Origin of the sequence: Psychrobacter sp. APC 3281 (assembly GCF_030407815.1) — a bacterium.
Taxonomy (GTDB): Bacteria; Pseudomonadota; Gammaproteobacteria; order Pseudomonadales; family Moraxellaceae; genus Psychrobacter.
Genome location: NZ_JASDCS010000001.1, coordinates 185183 through 207386, shown reverse-complemented (window position 1 = coordinate 207386; position 22204 = coordinate 185183). Strand labels below are relative to the sequence as shown.

General features: G+C 44.3%; 18 protein-coding genes and 1 pseudogene. 16 read left to right on the top strand and 3 right to left on the bottom strand.

All coding sequences use genetic code 11. From position 1 onward, the window contains the following. The first annotated feature begins 132 nt into the window (after positions 1-132). Entirely contained in the window at positions 133-402 is a 270-nt protein-coding gene (locus tag QL886_RS00855) for a gamma-butyrobetaine hydroxylase-like domain-containing protein (protein ID WP_290177340.1), read from the top strand. Beyond that, positions 399-1103 (top strand): TauD/TfdA family dioxygenase, encoded by a 705-nt coding sequence (locus QL886_RS00850; protein ID WP_290177339.1) that lies wholly within the window; start codon positions 399-401, stop codon positions 1101-1103. The genes QL886_RS00855 and QL886_RS00850 overlap by 4 nt, the downstream gene beginning before the upstream one ends. A gap of 153 nt (positions 1104-1256) precedes the next feature. Here the strand turns inward: QL886_RS00850 and QL886_RS00845 are convergent, their stop codons facing one another. Together QL886_RS00845 and QL886_RS00840 are read right to left on the bottom strand one after the other, a co-directional pair. Continuing rightward, positions 1257-1709 (bottom strand): hypothetical protein, encoded by a 453-nt coding sequence (locus tag QL886_RS00845; protein ID WP_290177338.1) that lies wholly within the window; start codon positions 1707-1709, stop codon positions 1257-1259. Between the two features lie 162 nt (positions 1710-1871). After that, positions 1872-2891: a hypothetical protein gene (locus QL886_RS00840; protein ID WP_290177337.1), complete on the bottom strand. Its 1020-nt coding sequence runs from the start codon at positions 2889-2891 to the stop codon at positions 1872-1874. Between the two features lie 233 nt (positions 2892-3124). Here QL886_RS00840 and QL886_RS00835 point away from each other — a divergent pair, with 233 nt between their 5' ends. From QL886_RS00835 to QL886_RS00780, 12 genes and pseudogenes are all read left to right on the top strand, one after another. Continuing rightward, complete coding sequence (locus tag QL886_RS00835) at positions 3125-4150, top strand: LysR family transcriptional regulator (RefSeq protein WP_290177336.1); 1026 nt, start codon at positions 3125-3127, stop codon at positions 4148-4150. Between the two features lie 383 nt (positions 4151-4533). Beyond that, positions 4534-5721 carry a divalent metal cation transporter gene (locus tag QL886_RS00830; protein WP_290177461.1) on the top strand — a complete coding sequence of 396 codons (1188 nt, stop codon included), beginning with the start codon at positions 4534-4536 and terminating at the stop codon, positions 5719-5721. Positions 5722-6105: 384 nt separating this feature from the next. Further along, positions 6106-6999, top strand: a complete 894-nt coding sequence (gene prpB, locus QL886_RS00825; RefSeq protein ID WP_114700000.1) for a methylisocitrate lyase — start codon at positions 6106-6108, stop codon at positions 6997-6999. Positions 7000-7099: 100 nt separating this feature from the next. Continuing rightward, positions 7100-7765 carry a DUF2059 domain-containing protein gene (locus tag QL886_RS00820; RefSeq protein ID WP_290177335.1) on the top strand — a complete coding sequence of 222 codons (666 nt, stop codon included), beginning with the start codon at positions 7100-7102 and terminating at the stop codon, positions 7763-7765. A 92-nt stretch (positions 7766-7857) separates the two neighbouring features. Next, on the top strand, positions 7858-8985 hold the full coding sequence (gene prpC / locus QL886_RS00815) for a 2-methylcitrate synthase (RefSeq protein ID WP_290177334.1): 1128 nt from the start codon (positions 7858-7860) through the stop codon (positions 8983-8985). Between the two features lie 307 nt (positions 8986-9292). Further along, on the top strand, positions 9293-11926 hold the full coding sequence (acnD, locus tag QL886_RS00810) for a Fe/S-dependent 2-methylisocitrate dehydratase AcnD (protein ID WP_290177460.1): 2634 nt from the start codon (positions 9293-9295) through the stop codon (positions 11924-11926). A gap of 228 nt (positions 11927-12154) precedes the next feature. Then, positions 12155-12403, top strand: a pseudogene (locus QL886_RS00805) (type II toxin-antitoxin system prevent-host-death family antitoxin); the annotation flags it as partial. Positions 12404-12513: 110 nt separating this feature from the next. Further along, positions 12514-12777: a Txe/YoeB family addiction module toxin gene (locus QL886_RS00800; RefSeq protein ID WP_356625634.1), complete on the top strand. Its 264-nt coding sequence runs from the start codon at positions 12514-12516 to the stop codon at positions 12775-12777. A gap of 80 nt (positions 12778-12857) precedes the next feature. Then, positions 12858-14123 carry a 2-methylaconitate cis-trans isomerase PrpF gene (prpF, locus tag QL886_RS00795; protein ID WP_290177332.1) on the top strand — a complete coding sequence of 422 codons (1266 nt, stop codon included), beginning with the start codon at positions 12858-12860 and terminating at the stop codon, positions 14121-14123. Positions 14124-14161: 38 nt separating this feature from the next. Continuing rightward, positions 14162-16015: an ABC transporter ATP-binding protein gene (locus QL886_RS00790; protein WP_290177331.1), complete on the top strand. Its 1854-nt coding sequence runs from the start codon at positions 14162-14164 to the stop codon at positions 16013-16015. Positions 16016-16086: 71 nt separating this feature from the next. After that, positions 16087-16713, top strand: a complete 627-nt coding sequence (locus tag QL886_RS00785) for a GNAT family N-acetyltransferase (protein ID WP_057760177.1) — start codon at positions 16087-16089, stop codon at positions 16711-16713. Between the two features lie 143 nt (positions 16714-16856). Continuing rightward, positions 16857-18395: a bifunctional 2-methylcitrate dehydratase/aconitate hydratase gene (locus tag QL886_RS00780; RefSeq protein WP_290177330.1), complete on the top strand. Its 1539-nt coding sequence runs from the start codon at positions 16857-16859 to the stop codon at positions 18393-18395. Between the two features lie 38 nt (positions 18396-18433). Here the strand turns inward: QL886_RS00780 and QL886_RS00775 are convergent, their stop codons facing one another. Next, positions 18434-19225 carry an SDR family oxidoreductase gene (locus QL886_RS00775; protein ID WP_290177329.1) on the bottom strand — a complete coding sequence of 264 codons (792 nt, stop codon included), beginning with the start codon at positions 19223-19225 and terminating at the stop codon, positions 18434-18436. Positions 19226-19431: 206 nt separating this feature from the next. Between QL886_RS00775 and QL886_RS00770 the strand changes: the two genes are divergently transcribed. Together QL886_RS00770 and QL886_RS00765 are read left to right on the top strand one after the other, a co-directional pair. Beyond that, positions 19432-20832 carry a DUF2868 domain-containing protein gene (locus QL886_RS00770; RefSeq protein ID WP_290177328.1) on the top strand — a complete coding sequence of 467 codons (1401 nt, stop codon included), beginning with the start codon at positions 19432-19434 and terminating at the stop codon, positions 20830-20832. Positions 20833-21032: 200 nt separating this feature from the next. Further along, positions 21033-22016, top strand: coding sequence for a sterol desaturase family protein (locus QL886_RS00765; RefSeq protein WP_290177327.1), 984 nt, complete (start codon positions 21033-21035; stop codon positions 22014-22016). Positions 22017-22204 lie beyond the last annotated feature (188 nt).

The window sequence follows — 22204 nt, the reverse complement described above, 5'->3', positions numbered from 1 at the left end:
TCAATCGCAGTTTAGTACTACGTTGATTGATATTGCCTATTAGGTGATTCGTAATTCATTGTTTGAATAACCGATCCGAACAAGATACCGTAAAATATATTTTTACTTCATGTATATGTAGGGTCTGCTCCAATGGAAACGCCTCAATCAGCATCATCTCTAGACATCGCCGTAGCAACTGACTATCAAATAGAATCCGTTGCGCTCATTGATCGCGCCATTCAAATACGCTGGAATGATGGTATTGACAGTACGTATCACTATATTTGGCTGCGTGATAACTGCCCATCTGCTTTCCATCCGCACACTGGCGAGCGTAGCTTTGATTTACTGAGTGTCTCAAAAGATATCCATCCACTCTCTGTCTCTTTTGATGATACAACGCTAACGAGAGCATCATGACCAGTGACAGCGCTTTATATGAGTGGATGAGTGCGCTGGATAAATATGGGCTGACCATCATTGATAATATGCCAGATGACGCTGACGCTGGTGTACAGACCGCCATGCGAGTCGATTATCTGCGGCAGACCAATTTTGGTATGACCTTTGATGTCATATCAGAGAAGTCGCCGATTAATTTAGCTTATACCTCGCTATCATTACCGTTGCATACCGACTTGCCAAATCAGGAGTTACCTCCGGGCTATCAATTTTTGCATTTTTTGAGTAATGAAAGCATAGGCGGCGAATCTACTTTCGTAGACGGATTAAAGGTGTTAGAAGGGTTACGAGAAGAGCAGCCTGAGTATTTTCACTTGCTTGCCGAATATGCCATCCCCTTTCGTTTTCATGACACTGCCCATGATATCCGTGAGTACCACTCCGTCATCAATTTAGACAACTTTGGCAATATCGTCGAAATCAAATACAACGCGCATCTTGCAGATGTTTTTGATTTACCAAGTGACGTAATGCATGACTACTACCTTGCTTATCGAGAGCTGATGGCTCGATTAAAAGACAGTCGCTATAAGATTGAGTTAAAACTAGCATCGGGTCAAATGGTGGTTGATGTCGGTGAGCGTCGTCTTAAAGGCTGTTATGTTGACCGCTCAGAGTTTAAAAGCCGTTTACGAACGCTCAAAAAGCAACTGGCTTAAAATGATCCGCAAGCTAGCTAAAGCATGGAGCACTGAGCCCACAAAAAAAGCCCCATTTCTCTCCTCTCTAAACATGAGAGAAGAGAAATGGGGCTTAATATTATTCACTTACTGACTTATAGTTATCATAATCTTATAGTGCTAATAGCAGCTCTAATAACTGGATTCACGATATAAGGTTTTATGTGCTTCTATCCTAAAGTCTGCAGCGCTGACAGCAGGCGTCATACCATGTGTACTGTACTTAGCTTGTATGATCTGTTCTTCCTCACGAAATAGCACATTTTGCGCTTCTTGCTTGAAGTCATGATAGCTGATGGCAGTGTCATCTTCATGACCGTCAATAACTATAGGTTTGCTAGGCTGGTTTTGGCTATTCGAATGCTGTTGTACAGTCTGATTAGGATTAGCCTCTTTAGTAATATTGCTGACTGTTAAACCGTTATTAGTAGGCGACGCTTGAGATAGCGTGGAAGAAATACGGTTAGACATATAGAAGGCAGATATTAGAACAATACAGATTACACTGATAATAGCAAAAACAAGACTACGTGGTCTGATGCTTTTTGGCTCGATATCATTATTCACGTTTTCTGATTCATTCATAGTTGCGTACCGTATAATTCATATCATCAATGGCACATAACCGCGCCTTTTACATAATGATACGAATTTTATATTGTGTTGCAACAATTTCTAGTACGAACGTCTCGAATAAATTGATAGACGGTTATTTAACTTTCTGAAATGGTATAAAACATAACCCCTTTAATCGTTGGTTTCGCGGTATAAGGTGGTCTGTGACTCTTGCCTAAAGTCCTCATAAGTTATGGCAGCTTCCTCAGTAGCTATAACAGTGGCATCATTTTCTGGTGTAGGAGCTTCAGAAGTTGACTCTCGCTCATTAGCAGCTGGCAGGTCCTGTCTATTGTTGTCCAAAGCATCTTGCTGAGTAGTGGCTGGTTGCGTACTTACAGGGTCAACGCTATCCGTAGTTGTTTGACTATCAGTAGACAGTGCTGGATCAGCACTAACAGCTGGTGTACTGTCTATCTCTACATTACCATCAGTGCTGTTGTCTATACTATCAACCGTAGAAGTAGATAAGACTCCTGAAAATACAAGCATTAATGCAATAGCAATCAATACGATTAAACCAATCGCCACAACTGTTATGAATGGTTTCTTGCTTTTGATCACTTTATTGTCTATGACTGGCTCTTCGATAACTGATTCAGGCACATTCTCTATGTTTAAAGAGATGTCTAAAGAATCATCAACCGATATCTCATTTATGTTAGATTCACTATAGTCAATCGTAGAGGATGACTCTGTTTGATTGCTACTATCCATATTGTTGCGATCTATATATTCTGAGGCTTCTGTATCTGAACTGACATCATTGACATCGATACTAATGCTGTCGCTATCGTTAGCGATATTCAGCACATTATTTTCAGATATATTTTCAAATACTACATTTGTATCTGAAGCTTCAGAGGTAGTGTTTGCTGCTGTAGCATTTTCTGTTTCTAGCAATAATTCTTGCTCACTGCTTTGATCTTCAAACAGCTGCAACTCTTCTGTGCTCAAAGGTTCGAAAGCGGCAAGGTTCTTTGCACTCTCTAGTGTTTCAAATTCAGCCTGATCGTTCTCTTCAGAACCATGAACTCGATTAATAAAGCGTTCGTAGATGTCATTGTTATTACGCTTACGCGATTTTTGGTCAATAATTCTAGCCAATTTTTCATCAAAATCGGTGCCAGCGTCTTTTTTTTCGTCGCTCATAGAATAATACCAAACCAGTTTTTCTACTGGTGTTAAATGATTGCTAGAATGAATTTTCTTACTATAGTGTAACAGTGTTATTAGCCAACAATATAGTTGCTCGACCTATTATCTTCAAGCACAATTTATGGAATAGCGCTAATATTGATAAGAACTATTCTAAATAATATGATAAATCAACCTTAAGAACTAATCTATGTAGAGATAGCATAGACTATGACAGGCTCAATAGTATGGATTTAAAACAGCTTAATGCATTTATCGCGGTTGCCGACTTGCGCAGCTTTAGCGCTGCCGCCACCAAAACAGGACTGTCACAGCCGAGCCTGAGTCGCTTGCTAAAACAGTTAGAGACTGACATGGGCGTCGTGCTTATTGATCGCTACCACAGGCCACTACATCTGACTGAAGCGGGCAGTTTTTTCTACGATAAAATAAGCACCATACTGACCGAGATTGATACGGTGACCAGTATGACTCAGCGCCTATCAGCACCCAGCAGCGTTTTAAATATAGGTTTTGTGCCCTCAGTGCTATACGGCCTGTTGCCTGAAATCATTGCCACGCTTAAACAGTTTAGCCCTGATATCGACGTTAATTTAAAAGATATTAGCTCATATCAACAAATGGATGCCCTCAAGTCTGGTGAGATTGATGTTGGTTTTGGCCGATTCGCGCATCAAGATCCATGGATTCAGCAAATCCTGCTACGTCATGAACGCTATGTGGTGGCATTGCCAAAATCACATCCGCTTGCCAATGTACGTAAGCAGCGCTTGATAGATCTAGCGAACAATCGCTTAATTTTATACCACCAAACACATTTGCCAGTATCGTCCACGGTGACGACAGAGACAAGGACCCAAGCAAACGACAAGTTATCTACAAATAGAGTCAACCGTGCTGCTACTCACGAAGCAGCATCTAGCGAGCCTATTACTGAGCCTTTACTACATCTTTTTGCCCAGTATGGCATCTCACCTTTCATGACCACGACAGTCAGCGATTTGCAGGTAGCATTGGGACTGGTCGCGGCAGGAGAAGGCATTACATTGGTGCCTGCCAGTTTGCAAACCGTACGTACGGAACAGATCAGCTACCAACGTTTGGTTCATGAAAATGTTACCTCCCCTATTTATTTACACACCCTCAAAGACTTCGTACACCCAAAAATACCTGACTTGCTCACAGCCATTTATCACGTCTACGAACAGCGCGGCATCACTTATCGGCAGCAAAAATTTGTGTCACAGGCCTAAATGGGCAGATATCCGATGAATATTGTGTTATAAAGAACCGCCAAAAATAATTCATTTTAGATATTGATATTATTTTATAAGTATGCTAACTAACAAGAATAGTAATGCAAACAAATAGTAATAATAACTAGAATAATCATTCTCCTAGACAGTGTTGGTGTGATAAAGTCGATACGATATAAATCGTTTTATATTTAGACGATTTATAGAACGTTCTTTCATGATCATTGGCAAGCTGACACAGGTAAGTGATAATTTGCTGTTTTAACCATTTCGAGGTATTCATGTCCACACAACAACTCAACAACCCAAGTACCACTGACGATAGCGTTGCCTCGCAACAAGAGGGCTTTAGCTGGCGCATCTTTGGCCCAGGCATTTTGATGGCGACTGCTGCTATTGGTGGTTCGCATTTGATTTCGTCAACACAGGCCGGCGCTATCTATGGCTGGCAATTGGCCATTATGATTGTATTGGCTAACGTGTTTAAGTATCCGTTTTTTCGCTTCGCAACTGACTACGTCTACGATACTGGCGAGAGTTTGATTGCAGGCTATGCCAAACGCTCAAAGTTATATCTTTGGGTATATTTTATTCTTTCTATCTTGTCAGCGGTTATTAGTACGGGTGCGGTCTCACTTATTGCGGCCGTAATTTTGGGCTTTATGTTGCCAGCCTCACTTGGTCTGTCGACAATGGCGTTATCTCTCATTATCGTCGCGGTCTCTTGGTTCTTTTTGATTGCAGGGCATTATAAATTGCTCGATGGTGTGACTAAGTGGATTATGATTGCGCTTACCACGGCCACCGTCGCTGCGGTCATTATTGCAGCTGGCAAGCCAACCGTTATGGCAGTAGATTTTGTGGCGGCCTCTCCTTGGAACCTAGCCACGTTGGGCTTCATCGTAGCACTCATGGGCTGGATGCCTGCACCGCTTGAGTTTGCTGCAATTACCTCTATGTGGACCTCTGCCAAAGTCAAAGCAGATCACACCACGCATAGCCAAGGCTTGTTAGATTTTAACGTTGGCTATGCAGTTTCAGCGATATTGGCGTTGTTCTTCTTATCATTAGGTGTGTTTGTCCAGTATGGATCAGGACAAGAGATTGAGTTGGTTGGCGGTGCTTATATCAACCAGTTGATCAATATGTATACCGCAACCATTGGTGAGTGGTCGAGATTGCTGGTCGCTTTCGTCGCCTTTATGTGTATGTTTGGCACGACCATCACCTGTGCTGATGGCTATGGACGTGCTAATGCTGAATGCTGGCGTCTGCTAAAAGGTGAAAGCGAAATCAATAAAAAGCAGATCGCTTTTTGGACGACCTATGCTATCGGTGGTGGTCTAGTAATTATCACTTTCTTCACAGGACAACTAGGCGCTATGCTTAAGTTTGCCATGATATCGGCGTTCGTCTCTGCGCCTATCTTTGGTTGGTTAAACTACTCATTGGTTAAAAAGCATAAGAAACTGTCAGCAGGTATGAACGCCCTGTCTATCACAGGCTTGATATTCTTAGCAGGTTTCGCGTTATTGTTCTTGGCCAATATGGCAGGTTTATTTGCTTAAGCTTTTGCTTAATATAAGACTCAGCACTTAACAATCTTATTTAAGCAAAACATAAGCCCTAATAGCTCAGCTATTGGGGCTTTTCGATGAGTGTCGTTAAATTAATGAGACAGTAACCATGAAGTAGCGAACTTAGTAATTGTAACTAAATGTAAAAAATATAACCTTCTAAAAGCTGTGATTTTAAGCAATATGAATATTTATTGTGAGAAATTACCAATAACTGCATAATGCTATTTGAATTATGAATACTATTAAAAATACTACATTTATTTATTATTATTTTTAACTATTGATTAAAAAACCAAACTTTTCAGACATGAATAATTAAGTATAATCAGCTACAACAATTAGAATATATTCCCTCCATGTAAGGACAATCATATGACTTCATCTTCAGCAGGCGCGCGCTTTCGCAGTGCTCTCACTCAAAAAAATGATAACAACCAGCCATTACAGATTGCAGGCGCTATCAATGCCTATACAGCGATGATGGCGACCCAAGTTGGTCATCAAGCGTTGTATCTCTCTGGTGCTGGCGTGGCCAATGCGTCATTTGGCTTACCTGATCTAGGTATGACCAGCCTTGATAACGTACTAGAAGATGCTCGCCGTATCACCGATGCCGTTGATACCCCGCTGCTTGTCGATATCGATACGGGCTTTGGTGGCGCGTTTAACATCGCCCAAACCATTAGAAAAATGGAAAAAGCAGGCGTCGCGGCAGTACATATCGAAGACCAAGTGGCACAAAAACGTTGTGGTCATCGCCCTAACAAAGAAATCGTTAGTATCTCAGAGATGGTTGATCGTCTAAAAGCGGCATTGGATGCAAAAACTGACCCTGACTTTGTAGTGATGGCTCGTACAGACGCCTTATCAGTAGAAGGTTTGGACGCTGCTGTTGAACGTGCCGTCGCATTTCAAGAAGCTGGCGCAGACATGATCTTTGCAGAAGCGCTAACTGATATCGAGATGTATCGTAAGTTCACTGATGTGTTGGATATTCCGGTACTAGCAAACATGACAGAGTTTGGTCAGACAGATCTATATACCACCGATCAGTTGTATAGTGTGGGTGTCGAGATGGTGCTATATCCACTATCCGCTTTCCGCGCTATGAACAAAGCGGCATTGAACGTTTATCAGCACTTATTAGATGATGGCACGCAAGACAAAGTCGTCGATACCATGCAGACCCGTATGGAGCTCTATGATTTCTTGAACTATCATGAGTTTGAGCAGACACTAGACAAACTATTTGCTGATAATAAGTAGTTAATAACTAATAATTGCCAAGTAGCAACGCCGAAACGATAAACCACCTTTGTGGACTTTATCGTTTCAAAATCCGTCTTTATTTACCTTTAGGTTATTTATGCCATTTTTTACGTCTAATACTGTTGTTAAAACGTCACTACTTAGTAGCACGCTTGCGGCGCTGTTATTCATGACAGGCTGTGATAAAACACCAGAAACCGTCGACGATACTGCCAGTGATACGAGCGAAACTGTGGTTAGCGAAAGCGAAACTGCGCCATCAGAGACTGATGCTCAAAATGACTTGATCATGACGACGATTACGCTAGATACCGTCAACAGCCTATTGTTTGCACCAATCATAAATAGCGGTGCGCTCAGTGAAGAGCAAGTCAGCTGCCTTGAGTCACGCGACAAAAATTTGGGTAAAACCGAAGTCGATCGTTTTTATAAGAGTCAGTTTACCGATGCAGAGTTAAAAGAGTTAGATGACTTTTATACGTCGGACGTGGGTAAAAAATTACTTGCTTTTGGCAATGAGCAATTGCGCGTCATGAATGGCGAAGAAGAGGCAACGCCAATGGCTGATCCTACCCCAGAAGAAATGACTGAAATTCAGACATTTATGCAGTCACCACTGGGTGCCAAGTATATGAAGATCAACAATGCAGAAGGCGAAGGCAGCGCGATGGAAGTCTTAAATGGCCCTATCGAAGCTGAATTTGAGCGCTGTAACGTCGATTTAGACGGTCCACAGCCTGAACAGCCTGAACAGCCTGCATAACGCTAAACTGGCGCTATAGTCATTAACCAATAAATTTATTATCAGAAACACCTTTTTCACTCAAAAAAGCTACCAACAAAAGGAATGTAAACATGGCAGCACAGAAAGAACTTTCAGGCGCAGGTCTACGTGGACAAGTCGCTGGTAAAACCTCTCTATCTACCGTTGGCAAATCAGGCTCTGGTCTGACCTATCGCGGTTACGATGTATCAGAGCTGGCAGATAAATGTATTTTTGAAGAAGTGGCGTATTTGCTGTTATACGGCAACTTGCCTTCTCAAAGCGAGCTTGATGCCTATCAAGCTAAGCTCAAAAGCCTGCGCGGCCTACCACAAGCATTAAAAGACGTGCTTGAACGTATCCCAGCCGACGCACATCCAATGGACGTGCTACGTACTGGCTGCTCTATGCTTGGCAACCTTGAGACCGAAACTGATTTTGCTCAGCAAAACGATCAAACTGACCGTATGCTGGCTGCCTTCCCGTCGATTATCAACTATTGGTATCGCTTTACCCATGACAATGTACGTATCGAGACCGATACAGATGATGCCACCATTGGCGGTCATTTCTTACATTTGCTCAAAGGCGAAAAACCAAACGAGCTACACGAAAAAGTAATGAACGTCTCGCTTATCCTTTATGCAGAGCATGAGTTTAACGCGTCGACCTTTACCGCTCGTGTGTGTGCATCTACCTTATCTGACATTCATTCTTGTATTACTGGTGCAATCGGTTCACTACGCGGTCCATTGCATGGTGGAGCGAATGAAGCGGCGATGGATATGATTGAAGGCTTTAGCTCACCTGATGAAGCCGAAGAAGAAATGATGGGTATGCTGGCTCGTAAGGACAAAATCATGGGCTTTGGTCATGCGATCTATAGCGAGTCAGATCCGCGTAACGTGGTGATTAAGGGCTGGGCTGAAAAGCTCGCTGCGGACGTTGGTGATGAAGTGCTATACCCAGTATCAGTACGCTGTGAAGAAGTCATGTGGCGTGAGAAGAAGCTATTCTGTAATGCTGACTTTTTCCACGCCTCTGCCTATCACTTTATGGGTATTCCAACCAAGCTATTCACACCTATCTTTGTCTGTTCACGCTTGACAGGTTGGGCCGCTCACGTGTTTGAGCAACGTGCTAACAACCGTATCATTCGCCCAAGTGCAGAATATACTGGTGAAGAGCTGCGTCCAGTTCCAGATATGAGTGCTCGTTAAACGGCTGTTATTTAGCAATTATTAAGATGATTTTTGCTAAGTAATCTTATCAGCTAGCGGCAGTGCTAGCTGATAAAGGTATGATGATTGAGCCTTGCTATGAGTTTTTTAGGTTTAATCGTCATACACTATCTTTTTTATAGACCACGCCATTTTAATTTTCAATATCGCTTCTTTAGCAAAGCCTACAAAAGCAAACGATGATTTTGCTAAAGGAATGAATTTTTACCCAGTATCAACGCTTAACTACTTATTATAATTAGCCAACAGCCAAAGGTGACTTATGGACAACGCCCTAGTACAACCAATGAACGATGAATTCAAAAAGCCACTTCCCGGTACTGATTTGTATTATTTTGATACTCGAGAAGCCGTCGAGAGTATCGAAGCTGGCGCGTACGACAAGCTGCCGTTCTGCTCAAAAGTATTGTGTGAAAACCTAGTACGCCGTTGCCCACCAGAAGAGCTAACCGATGCGCTAAAGCAGCATATCGAAGGCAAGCAAGATCTAGACTTTCCTTGGTACCCTGCCCGCGTCGTTTGTCATGATATCTTGGGTCAGACCGCGTTTGTTGATTTGGCAGGATTGCGTGATGCCATCGCTGAGCAAGGCGGTGATCCGTCCAAAGTAAACCCTATCGTACCCACTCAGCTTATCGTTGACCATTCATTGGCCGTTGAGCACGCAGGCTTTGAAGACGATGCGTTTGAGAAAAACCGTGCGATTGAAGAGCGCCGCAACGATGACCGTTTTCACTTTATCAACTGGTGTCAGTACGCTTTTGACAATGTGAACGTCGTGCCACCGGGTAACGGCATCATGCATCAGATCAACCTAGAAAAAATGTCGCCTGTCGTACAGGTTGTGCACAATAAAGCGGGTGAAGAAGTTGCATTTGCCGATACATTAGTCGGTACTGATAGCCACACACCTATGGTCGATGCACTAGGCGTTATCTCAATCGGTGTCGGCGGGCTTGAGGCTGAAAGCGTCATGCTAGGTAACCCGTCATATATGCGCCTGCCTGATTACGTGGGTGTCAAATTAACGGGCAAATTGCAAAAAGGCATCACTGGTACGGATCTCGTACTGGCAATGACTGAGTTCTTACGCGACGCAGGTGTGGTCTCTACCTATATCGAGTTCTTTGGTGACGGTGCACGCCAGCTAAGTGTCGGTGACCGCGCTTCTATCTCCAACATGACGCCTGAATATGGTGCCACTGCCGCGATGTTCTATATCGATGAGCAAACCACTGACTATCTACGTTTGACTGGTCGCTCTGAAGAGCAGATTAAACTGGTTGAGCAATACGCCAAGCAAACGGGCCTATGGGCTGACGGCATGGAAAAAGCCGAATACGCACGCGTCCTTGAGTTTGATTTGTCATCAGTGGTACGTAATATGGCAGGTCCGTCGCGTCCACATGCCCGTGTATCAACTACGGATTTGGTAGCCAAAGGTATCGCTCATGGCGCTGACGAAAAACTGCCTGAACCAAAAGATGGTTTGATGCCAGATGGCGCGGTGATTATCGCTGCTATTACCAGCTGTACCAATACTTCAAACCCACGCAACATGGTGGCCGCAGGCCTTGTCGCTCGTAACGCCAATGCCAAAGGCTTATTACGTAAACCTTGGGTGAAGTCATCATTAGCACCAGGCTCAAAAACCGTTAAAATGTATCTAGAAGAAGCAGGGCTGATGCCAGAATTGCAAGAAATTGGCTTTGATGTAGTCGGCTTCGCTTGTACGACGTGTAACGGTATGAGCGGTGCGCTAGACCCTGATATCGAAAAAGAAATCATCGATAATGATTTATTTACCACAGCAGTGCTATCTGGTAATCGTAACTTCGACGGTCGTATCCACCCATACGCCAAGCAAGCATTTTTGGCATCGCCGCCATTGGTTATCGCGTATGCCATCGCTGGTAACATCCGCTTTGATATCGAAAAAGACTCATTGGGCAAAGACCAAAACGGCAATGACGTCTATCTAAAAGACATCTGGTTTGATGATGAAGAGGTTGATGCCATTGTTGCTGCGGCTGTTAAGCCTGAACAATTTAATGCCGTATATATCCCAATGTTTGATGAAGCCAAAAAAGACACAGGTAAGGCATTAAGTCCATTATATGACTGGCGTGAAATGACTACTTATATTCGCCGTCCGCCGTATTGGGAAGGCAAAATGGCCAAGAAAAATAAACTGACAGGTCTACGTCCGCTTGCAGTCCTTGGTGATAACATCACGACCGATCATATGTCACCATCAAACGCCATTCTTGGCTCATCAGCAGCTGGCGAGTACCTCGATACCATGGGCTTGCCTGCTGAGGACTATAACTCATACGCAACCCATCGCGGCGACCATTTAACCGCGCAACGTGCCACCTTTGCCAACCCTAAGCTATTAAACGAAATGGTACGCGATAAAGATGGCGAAGTTATCCAAGGCTCATTGGCGCGCGTCGAACCAGAAGGTCAAGTCATGCGCATGTGGGAAGCGATTGAAACCTACATGAACCGTGAGCAGCCGCTTATCATCATCGCAGGTGATGGCTATGGTCAAGGCTCAAGCCGAGATTGGGCTGCCAAAGGCGTGCGTCTCGCTGGTGTAGAAGCCGTCGTTGCTGAAGACTTTGAGCGTATTCATCGTCAAAACTTAGTTGGTATGGGCGCGCTGCCTTTACAGTTTGAAGAAGGCACGACTCGCCATACGTTAGATATCGATGGTACAGAAACCTTTGATGTCACAGGTGAAGTCTCTGCTGGCGGGTTGATGACTCTAGTGATTCATCGTGCCGATGGTAGTACCACTGAGACGCCTATTATCTGCCGCTTAGATACGGCTGATGAAGTCAAAATGTACAACGCAGGTGGTATGCTACAACGCTTTGCTAAAGAGTTTATCGAAGGTACGCTTGATATCGTCTAAGGCTATCCTTTAGGTTTTAGCGTGATAAGCAATTAAGTATAAAAGTTGCCGATGTTGTATAACCTTATATGACATCGGCTTTTATTTGCTTTTGCGTTCTATACACTGAGTTTTGTTACTTACTCCTAAGTACTAGATAGTAGCTAAATATTGAGTTTACTTAATTAATGGCGTAATATGTACTATATATTGTACAAGTTATGCAAAATATCATGAAGGGAGTAAGCCATGAGAGTCGTTAGTTTTTCAGAAGCCAGAAAGCACTTAAAGTCTGTCCTAGATACGGTAAATGATGATGCCAACGCCACTATCGTGACCCGCCGTGACGCTGATGATGCTGTTGTGATGTCACTTGATTATTACAATAGCCTGATGGAAACCGTTTATCTATTAAAATCTCCTGCCAATGCGGCGCACTTAGCGGACTCTATTGCCCAATATAAAGCTGGCAAGACTGTTACACGTGAGCTAATTGATACGGCAGAAGATAGTGATAAAGGTGATGGTAGCAGCGATAATAATGAGCATACGGATAGCGATATTGAAAGTGCTTGAACTCAAAGACTGTAATCCATCCAAAGGGTCTAATAATGAGTGAGCAACTAGCATGGACAGACGCTGCGTGGAAAGACTACTTGTACTGGCAAACGCAAGACAAAAAAACACTCAAACGTATTAACAAACTCATCACCGAATGTAAGCGTAATCCGATTGAAGGCATTGGCAAGCCTGAACCCCTAAAAGAAAACCTATCTGGATTTTGGTCAAGACGCATCGATGACGCCAATCGATTGGTATATGCCGTCGATGATAATTATCTGACGATTATCTCTTGTCGCTATCATTATTAACGAGCGTTCTTAGTCGTACATGTTTACTTGCTGATGGCAGCATACCCAATCTTATAACAATATAAAAAGGACTTAATACAGTGGCCCAAACTAATTCTAAAATCAATCCTAAATCAAAACCCTCTTTTGCCCCGCAACTATCCGTTCCTGCTACCTATATGCGCGGTGGTACCTCAAAAGGCACTTTCTTTAAATTATCTGATTTACCTGAGCGTTGCCAAGTCGCAGGCTCTGCGCGGGATAATTTCCTATTACGTGTCATCGGCAGCCCAGATCCTTACGGCAAGCAAATTGATGGCTTGGGCAATGGCAGCTCTAGCACGTCAAAAACGGTTATTTTATCGGCCTCTGACAGACCAGACCATGATGTAAACTACTTGTTCGGACAAGTCAATATCGCCAAGCCTATGATTGATTGGGCAGGTAACTGTGGCAACTTAACCGCCGCCGTCGGTGCCTGCGCCATTAATATGGGTCTAGTTGATGCTGACAAGATTACTAACAGCATCGATGACAATGCTGAAAGCGGTATTTGTGAAGTGCGTATCTGGCAAGAAAATATCGGTAAAACGATTATTGCCCATGTGCCAGTCTATAAAGAGGTAAATGATAAAGTACAGGTTCAAGAAACGGGCGACTTTGAATTAGATGGTGTCACCTTCCCAGCGGCTGAAGTCAAAATTGAGTTTATCGATCCTGTAGATGCGACCAGCGACATGTTCCCTACTGGCAAGTTGGTCGATGACTTCGATGTAACTGGCTGCGGTTTAAATGCCGATAGCGTCAAAGCGACCTTTATTAGCGCAGGCATCCCAACCATCTTTATGAAAGCAGAAGATTTAGGCTTTACTGGCACTGAACTACAAGGTGAAATCAATAGCGATGGTGAGCTACTTGCCAAACTTGAGAAAATCCGTGCTACAGGCGGTGTTGCGATGGGGTTATTTAAAGACGTGAGCGAGGCACAGACCAGTCAACACATTCCCAAACTCGCTTGGGTAGGTGCAGCGCAGAGCTATACGGCCTCTAGTGGTAAGTCGGTCGATGCAGGTGAGATTGATTTAGTGGTACGTGCCATGAGTATGGGTCAATTGCATCATGCCATGATGGGTACAGCAGCCGTCGCTATTGCCGCCGCAGCAACCACACAAGGCACACTTGTCAACAAGGCTGCTGGCGATGGCGAGCTGACAGAGGTGCGTTTTGGCCATCCATCAGGTACATTGCTCGTCGGTGGTAAGACTGAACTGGTCGACGGTCGCTGGCAAGCCAAAAAAGTGTCGATGAGCCGCTCAGCAAGGCGTATCATGGTTGGTGAAGTTTTTGTGCCAGCGGATGCATTTTAAGCGTAGCCATGGCTTATTTCAATTTGCGATAGAGTTTTATGCCAACATCTCCCCAACCCCGCCGTGTACAGTTAGACAAGAAAGCTCCAGTCGAAAAGAAAGAACGGCGGGCACTGCTGTGGGGTATTCTAAAAAAACTGGCGGTATTTGCTAAACCTTATCGCTTGCTTATTATCGCCACCTTAGCACTGACGGCCTTAGGCTCCTTTACCGCACAGGTCAATGCATTTGTACTACGTTATACCGTTGATACGTTGACCGAAATTGCCACGCTTGCCGAGCCATGGCAGGCAGGTCTGCGCATGCTAGGGATTATTAGTGCGGTCCTCCTGACCAAAGAGATCCTGTCGATATTTATCTCTTTTGGTCAGCGTTTTTTTGGTGAAAAGATTCGTATTAACTTATCTCGTGACCTGTCTCAAAAAATCATTGAGCGCATCCTTACTTACCGGATGGCGTTTTATACCAGTAGTGAAAATGACAGTGGTAAATTGCAAACCCGTATCGATTATGGGGTTAGCAGTTTAACCAGCCTCGTGCAAAACTTCTTTATCGATATGCTACCGCTATTTGCCAATGCAATTGTGGCACTTATCATCATGTTTTCGACCAATTTTTGGGTTGGTATGGTCGGTCTTATTATCATACCTATTTACTTTTTTATCAGCCAAAAGCAAGCACGCCGTTTGCAAGGGTTTCGTCGGCAGATGCGTGGGTTTCGAGAAGCAAAAAGCGGTTTGGTGATCTCTTTGATTAATTCGATCAGCGTGGTGAAATCCTTTGTCCGTGAATCTATCGAGGCTGAAAAGCACTTAGCCATTCAAAAGGAAATGACGGACAATCAACTGCGTATTCGTAGTATTGGCTTTATTTATGATGCCATCAAAACCTTTATCGAGCAGATTGGTGTGGTGGTTATCATCCTTCTCACCGCTTATTTTGTCCTACAAGGTGAGATGACCATTGGCATGATTTTATTTCATGTCATGTTGTTTCAGAACGTCGCCGCCCCTATCCGTCAATTACACCGCATCTACGACCAGATTAATAATGCATTGACCTATGCCGAAGGTTTTTTCGATATTTTAGAAGACGATAAACAAGTCGAAAACATCGATGGCATCAGTAGCGAAAACCTCAAAGGTCATATCGAGCTTAAAAACGTTGATTTTACCTATCCTAATGGCACGCAAGCGCTAAAAAACGTCAGCTTTACCATCAAGCCTAATCGTATCACTGCGTTGGTTGGCCTTTCTGGCGCAGGAAAGAGCACGATTATCAATCTATTGGTCAAGTTCTATGCCCCAGACGCTGGCACGATTTGCCTAGATGGGCATGATTTGGCTGACTGTGATACCCATGAGTTGCGTCAGCGCATCGGCCTAGTCCTACAGAGTAATCATATTTTTTCGGGTACGATCAGTGAAAACATCCGCTATGGTAATATGAATGCTAGCGAAGATGACATTATCGTGGCTGCAAAAAAAGCCTCTATCCACGAGCAAATCATAGGGTTAGCTGATGGCTATGAGAGCACTGCTAAGTCATTATCAGGTGGTCAACAGCAGCGTATCGCGCTGGCAAGGATGTTTTTAAAAGACCCACCTATTGTGTTTTTGGACGAGCCGACAGCCAGTCTAGACGCCATCGCCAGTCAGCAGGTCAAAAAAAGCCTAGATCTGATTAAAAAAGACCGTACCGTCATTATGGTCTCGCACAATATCGCTCAAATCATCGATGCCGACGATCTCGTGGTGATAGAAAATGGCGAAGTCGTCGAGACAGGTACCCACGAGGTACTTTATGCCCAACGCGGCAAATACTTTGAAATCTTTAGCGCTATGTCTGATAGCCTAAACTTAGACAAAATCAGCCAGACCCTAAACGGTTAGGAATGGTTAATGCTTGCCTAAATCGTTATAATGCCAATCTTTTACTGCCTATTGCCAGAAGCTAGCCCACTATGACTTGTGAATTTTCTTTAAAAACCTTTGACGAGCTGACCTCAGTTGATCTTTATCATATTTTAAAAGCGCGCTCGCAAGTGTTTGTCGTCGAACAAAACTGTGCCTATCAAGATATGGATGAAGTTGATTTTGATTGCTTGCACCTAATCGCTCATCAAAATGCAGCATTGGTGGGCTATTGCCGTATTATCCCACCTGAGTTCAACAAGTTAAAATCCAACTTATCAGTAGCCGATCCTGCCATTAAGACCAACCACACTGCAATGCCTGCTATCGGTAGAGTACTTGTGCTATCAGAGCATAGAGGTGATGGTCTAGCACGGCAGATGATGAATCAGGCTATTGCACAGTGCCGCAAAAAGTACGGTAAAAAGCGTCCGATTATCATCTCGGCACAGGTTTACTTACTTAGCTTTTACGAGTCGCTAGGTTTTGTGCCTGAAGGCGAGCACTACCTCGAGGACAATATCGAGCATGTAAAAATGGTGCTATACGTTGCTAAGAAAAATAAAATCAAAAAGGAGAGCACGGACACTGCGTCAACCACAACCAAAGTGTTAAGTTTCCTGCTGTTTATCATGGCCGCTTTGTTTGTTTTAGGTCTGTTGTACTTAATGATTTAGACCGCTGCTAACGTCTTAATTCTTAACATAATTCAAATTGGTTGTTCCATATTGAGTGTGCTACTTTTAAATAATGATTCCTTTAAAAGGATGGCTGAGATAATCAGTCAAGGAAGTAGCACACTCAGGATGAGGAACTAACCATGTCAAATAATCGCTTAGATAACCATTCAAATACAAACGATGCGACGGTAGAGAGTAATGTCCGTCCAGCATACGACGATGAAATTCAAAAAATTGCCGATTACGTTCTCAACTATTCAATAGACGAGCAGTCCCCAAACCCTATTGACGCGTGGAATACCGCGCGCCACTGTCTGATGGATACGCTTGGCTGCGGTCTATTGGCGCTGCGCTTCCCCGAGTGTACCAAGCACTTGGGGCCTGATTGCCCCGATCAAATAACGCCGCATGGCGCTCGCGTCCCTGGCACCTCCTATAGACTAGACCCCATCAAGGCCGCTTTTGATATTGGCTGTATGGTGCGCTGGCTTGACTATAACGATACGTGGCTTGCTGCCGAATGGGGCCATCCTTCTGATAATCTGGGTGGTATCTTGGCGGTCGCCGACTATATTAGTCAGAAAAATATCAGCCAAGGACAAGCACCATTAACCATGAGAGCAGTGATTGAAGCTATGATCATGGCGCATGAGATTCAAGGCGTATTGGCACTCGAAAACTCATTCAACCGTGTGGGGCTCGATCATGTTTTTTTGGTCAAGTTGGCATCAACCGCCGTCGTTGCAAAACTTTATCAGCTACCACGTGAGCGCATCATGGCAGCGATCTCACAAGCCATCGTCGATGGTCAGGCACTGCGCATCTATCGTCATGCACCCAATGCTGGCAGCCGAAAATCATGGGCAGCAGGCGATGCAACCAGTCGTGCGGTACGTCTGGTAGATATCACAGCGCGTGGCGAGATGGGTATCCCTGGCGCATTAACCGCACCGCAGTGGGGATTTTATGATGTGCTATTCAGCCATACCAACAAGGATCTAGCCACCAAGCCTGAAGGCGATCGTCGCTTTAAATTCCAGCGAAATTTTGGTAGTTATGTGATGGAAAATATCTTATTTAAAATAAGCTTTCCTGCTGAGTTTCATGCTCAGACCGCTTGTGAAGCCGCGGTCATTTTGCACCCACACGTAAAAGACAGAATTGACGATATCGACAAAATCGTCCTGACTACCCATGACTCAGCGATTCGCATCATCTCAAAAGAAGGCGCGCTTGCCAATCCAGCAGATCGAGATCACTGCTTGCAGTATATGGTGGCTGTGCCGTTGTTGACAGGCGATCTGATGGCAGAGAACTACGAGGATGACTATCACGAACAGCATTTGTCAATCGATGAGCTACGCAGCAAGATGGTCGTAGAAGAAAACGCGCAGTATTCAAAAGACTATCATGATCCCAGTAAGCGCTCTATTGCTAATGCCATTCAAGTATTTTTCAACGATGGCAGCAGTACAGAAAAAGTAGCTGTTGAATATCCTATCGGCCACAAACGCCGCCGCGCTGAGGGCATCCCTGTACTGGAAGCCAAGTTCCACGCCAGTCTGGCCACGCGTTTTATCGAAAGTCGCTGTCAGCAGATTATTGAGCTATGCGACGATCAAGAAAGACTAGAACAAACACCCGTTAATGAGTTTATGGCGCTGTTTGAAGCGTATTAAATTTATGGCTTACTAGTACGCTAGCGTCAGTTTAACGGCTACCAAGGTATTGACCCTCCAGCCCAATCGACAAAACTACCTGATTGGGCTGCCGTCATCCCTGAGAGCACTTCCAATAAGCACTCCGCGCTATACGCTGGCGAGAACAGATGCCCTTCAGCGACATTGCCTTGGAATGGTGCGGACAGCTGAGTGTTGACAGTACCTGGTTGCATAACCACCACGCATACATCTTTAAGTGATCTGCCCCATTCGATACTCAGGTTTTTCATCCCCATGTTAAGAGCGGCCTTGCTCATTCTATAGCTATACCAGCCGCCTAGCTGATTGTCAGTGATGCTACCGACGCGGGCTGATACGGTCGCAAAAATAGCAGGATGATTGGCGCTGCGATTAGCCTTTGCGAGCAACGGTTTGATGTGTTTGGCTATCAGCAAACTGGCTAGCGCATTGATTTGCATATTTTGTAAAAAGAACTCCGTTTCCATCTGTCGCAAGGCCTTTTCCGGCTGCGCTGTCTCCGTATGTAGTAATCCCACACAGTTGATTACCCAATCCACATGACCGACTGTCTGCTTAATGGTATCGGCAGCTTTTTTGATACTATCCTCATCGCTGACATTCATCGGTAGCCAGTGCAGGTTTTCCGTTTCAATATTCGGCTTATTTCGATGATAAGTAGCAAATACTTGTGTGCGATGGCTTTGATTAGATTGATTGTCCGTTTGATTAGTAGTCGTTTTTTGTATTAGCTGCTGTACCATGGCTTGACCAATGCCGCCTGTTCCACCGATGATAAGATAGGTTTTATTATTCATTTCGTTATTCATATGGCATTTTCCTTTTTTTGATACGTTTTTTGACACGATTGGGTCTCATTTATTCATTTTGGCTGACTTTATAAGCGTTTACTATGATAAAAATAATACAAGTCATCCTCATTCTATATACGCTACAATAATCTATAACGATTAAAGCGACTGTTTTTAGATTGCTATTTATTATATTGACGCCTTCATACGGATATTATCGCATTATGCTATCACCCCAAGATCAACTGACCGAGCTGGTACGAGCCTTAGAGACCGATCAGCACGTCTTTGCCACTGACCCGTTATTAATCACGGAAAAGCTACAGGGCGAGGACGGTACGCCTATCCAAAAGCTGCATCGACGAGCGTCACGTATAGACAGCAACGGGGCGCTTGCGCGTGTACTGGGTAAGATTGACGGCCGTATAAAGGGCATTATGATTGTTATGAGCGTGGTGTGGTGTATCTCCGGATTTTTGGGACTGTTCACGCTATTGCAGTCTAATGTTGTGAATTTCTTTTATGTGTTGGTCTGCCTACTTGGTTTTCATACCATTATGCTTGGTGGGTGGCTCGTCATGACCCTTATCAATCGAGATCAGCAATCGCCCAGTTGGTTTGCGAGCTTTGTCAGTCCGAGTTATCTCATACGTGGTAAGGATGATGTGACCAAGGCGGCCGTCGATCTGTATGAGCGCCAGTTGCAGCATAGCGGCATGCGCTGGTATTTGGGCAGATTTAGCCATCAGTTGTGGCTCGCGACATTGACGGGGATGCTGCTTGCGATTATATTTTTGCTGGTTGTACGTCAGTATAGCTTTAGCTGGGAGTCAACCCTACTCTCTGATCAAGCGTTGGTGAGCTTGACTCAGGTATTAGGCTGGCTACCTAGTATGGTGGGATTTGGTGTACCAGACAGTACGGCAATCGCACAGAGCAGGCTTGTCACCGAGGCGATGCCGCTGTCTGTTGCACGCCAGTGGGCAGGATTGTTGGTTGGTAGCTTGCTGATGTACGGCATTGTCCCGCGAGCGATAGCATGGGCGTTTTGTGCAATGATGTTCCGCCGCAAAAAAATGCGTTTGGATATCAAACAGCCGTATTATCAAAAAATCCTAAACTTTTGGCAGCGGCACGTGGTGGATGCTGATGACTTTACAGAAGCACTAGCCCCTATCGCCCCAAAAGCGACGGTCAGTGCGGGCAAGAAATTAGTTGCTCTACTTGAATACCCTGCAGATCAGGACAAATGGTGGCAGTCAGGGCTTGATGGCAGTAGCCATAGTCTTGAAAAATTAAGTGAGGTTGAGGATTTTGGTATCGTTGATGACCGTGATGATATGGCACGGCTTAAAAACTATCTAGATAACCATCCTGTACAGGTCTTGCTTGGCATTCATAGCAAAGCACTGCCCGACCGCGGTACGCTACGCAAACTCGATCAAATCGCTACTCACGCCAAAGATGGGCTTATCGTACAACTGCTAGGTGATAACAGCGTTTCTACAGGCTTGACTGATGCACGTACGGATGATGAGCCATTAGACAAACAAGCCGTTCGCTATCAGCAGTGGCAAACAGCGCTCTCTGCACGAAAAATTGGCTTGGTTGATATAGATGCTTAATACATTCTAATTTTTAACCTGTTACTCAAGTATGAACTTATCATTATGACTCGCATGATATACAATAAATAAATATTATAGGTCTATCACCTTAAGCAGGTCTAAAGACTTATTGATATAACAGTTGTTAAGATACGTTTTAATAGCTGTGACGTCATATCAAGACGACAAGGATGTTTTATAGTGGCTAGGAGCCCAAGATGGCAGTAGATATCTCTTTAGACAGCCCCCTTATGACTCTAGGTCAGTATGGTCAACTATTGGATGGTTACCGAGAGGCGTTAAACCAAAGTATCTTAACGGCTGCGCCAGAGTCATGGCAGCCAATGCTGGCAAGCATTCTACCTGCGTATTGGCAAGAGTGGCTATTACCGCTGGCAGGTGGACCGTTTTTCTTATTATTTTTAGCAGAATGGCTGTATCAGTCCAAGCGTGGCAATGGTAAAAACTTTAGCTGGCGACGTGCGATGACCAATTTTAGCTTGGGCGGCTCTTATTTAGGGTTTGAATTGATTGTCCAAGCGCTTATCGTCATACCTATCTGCTTATGGTTATATCAATATCGCTTATTTACTATTGAGGTGACATGGCTCACCGCCATACCCATATTCGTCGCGGTTGAATTTAGCTACTACTGGTTCCATCGTGCGTCACACCGTATGAACTGGTTTTGGTCAGCGCATGTCGTGCACCATACAGATGACCATATGAATCTGTCCACCGCCATGCGTCAAAGCTTGCTGTACTCGGTGACGGGCTGGTGGTTATTCTTTGTCCCACTGATGATGTTGGGCGTACATCCTGTCTGGGTATTCTTCTTTTATGCGTTAGATTTGATTTATCAATTCTTTATCCATACCGAAACCGTGGGGAAGTTTCCAAAATGGGTGGAGTATGTCTTTGACACTCCATCCAATCACCGTGCCCATCATGGCACCAACGACGAATACATTGATCAAAATTATGGCGGCGTACTCATTATTTTTGATCGTTGGTTTGGCACTTATGTAGAAGAAGATACCGCCAACAACCCCGTCCAATACGGTGCCGTTGGTGAAACCAGTCATGACAATATCGTCAGCCTGATATTTGGGGTCTTTTACCGTATGTGGCAGCGGTTCTTTCGTGCCAAAGGGCTTAAGAAAAAGCTAAAGGTACTGCTGCGTCCACCTAGTGCTGTCTAATATAGTCAATCCTCTATAAATTGGATACGGTGTCAGTCTCGCTTAGCCTACTACTTGTAGTGCTTTCACTCGTCTTCCTTGTATTCAAACTATATTGAACCGACTAGAGCATGATTATAAATGCGTGGACTACGATTTATGATATGGATTATACGCATTCATAACCGATACCCAGTCAGATTTGTTTT

Excerpts from the sequence above, each read along its gene's own strand:
- QL886_RS00855 (WP_290177340.1), top strand. The coding sequence starts at position 133 with ATGGAAACGCCTCAATCAGCATCATCTCTAGACATCGCCGTAGCAACT.
- QL886_RS00850 (WP_290177339.1), top strand. The coding sequence starts at position 399 with ATGACCAGTGACAGCGCTTTATATGAGTGGATGAGTGCGCTGGATAAA.
- QL886_RS00845 (WP_290177338.1), bottom strand. The coding sequence starts at position 1,709 with ATGAATGAATCAGAAAACGTGAATAATGATATCGAGCCAAAAAGCATC.
- QL886_RS00840 (WP_290177337.1), bottom strand. The coding sequence starts at position 2,891 with ATGAGCGACGAAAAAAAAGACGCTGGCACCGATTTTGATGAAAAATTG.
- QL886_RS00835 (WP_290177336.1), top strand. The coding sequence starts at position 3,125 with ATGGATTTAAAACAGCTTAATGCATTTATCGCGGTTGCCGACTTGCGC.
- QL886_RS00830 (WP_290177461.1), top strand. The coding sequence starts at position 4,534 with ATGGCGACTGCTGCTATTGGTGGTTCGCATTTGATTTCGTCAACACAG.
- prpB (WP_114700000.1), top strand. The coding sequence starts at position 6,106 with ATGACTTCATCTTCAGCAGGCGCGCGCTTTCGCAGTGCTCTCACTCAA.
- QL886_RS00820 (WP_290177335.1), top strand. The coding sequence starts at position 7,100 with ATGCCATTTTTTACGTCTAATACTGTTGTTAAAACGTCACTACTTAGT.
- prpC (WP_290177334.1), top strand. The coding sequence starts at position 7,858 with ATGGCAGCACAGAAAGAACTTTCAGGCGCAGGTCTACGTGGACAAGTC.
- acnD (WP_290177460.1), top strand. The coding sequence starts at position 9,293 with ATGAACGATGAATTCAAAAAGCCACTTCCCGGTACTGATTTGTATTAT.
- QL886_RS00790 (WP_290177331.1), top strand. The coding sequence starts at position 14,162 with ATGCCAACATCTCCCCAACCCCGCCGTGTACAGTTAGACAAGAAAGCT.
- QL886_RS00785 (WP_057760177.1), top strand. The coding sequence starts at position 16,087 with ATGACTTGTGAATTTTCTTTAAAAACCTTTGACGAGCTGACCTCAGTT.
- QL886_RS00780 (WP_290177330.1), top strand. The coding sequence starts at position 16,857 with ATGTCAAATAATCGCTTAGATAACCATTCAAATACAAACGATGCGACG.
- QL886_RS00775 (WP_290177329.1), bottom strand. The coding sequence starts at position 19,225 with ATGAATAACGAAATGAATAATAAAACCTATCTTATCATCGGTGGAACA.
- QL886_RS00770 (WP_290177328.1), top strand. The coding sequence starts at position 19,432 with ATGCTATCACCCCAAGATCAACTGACCGAGCTGGTACGAGCCTTAGAG.
- QL886_RS00765 (WP_290177327.1), top strand. The coding sequence starts at position 21,033 with ATGGCAGTAGATATCTCTTTAGACAGCCCCCTTATGACTCTAGGTCAG.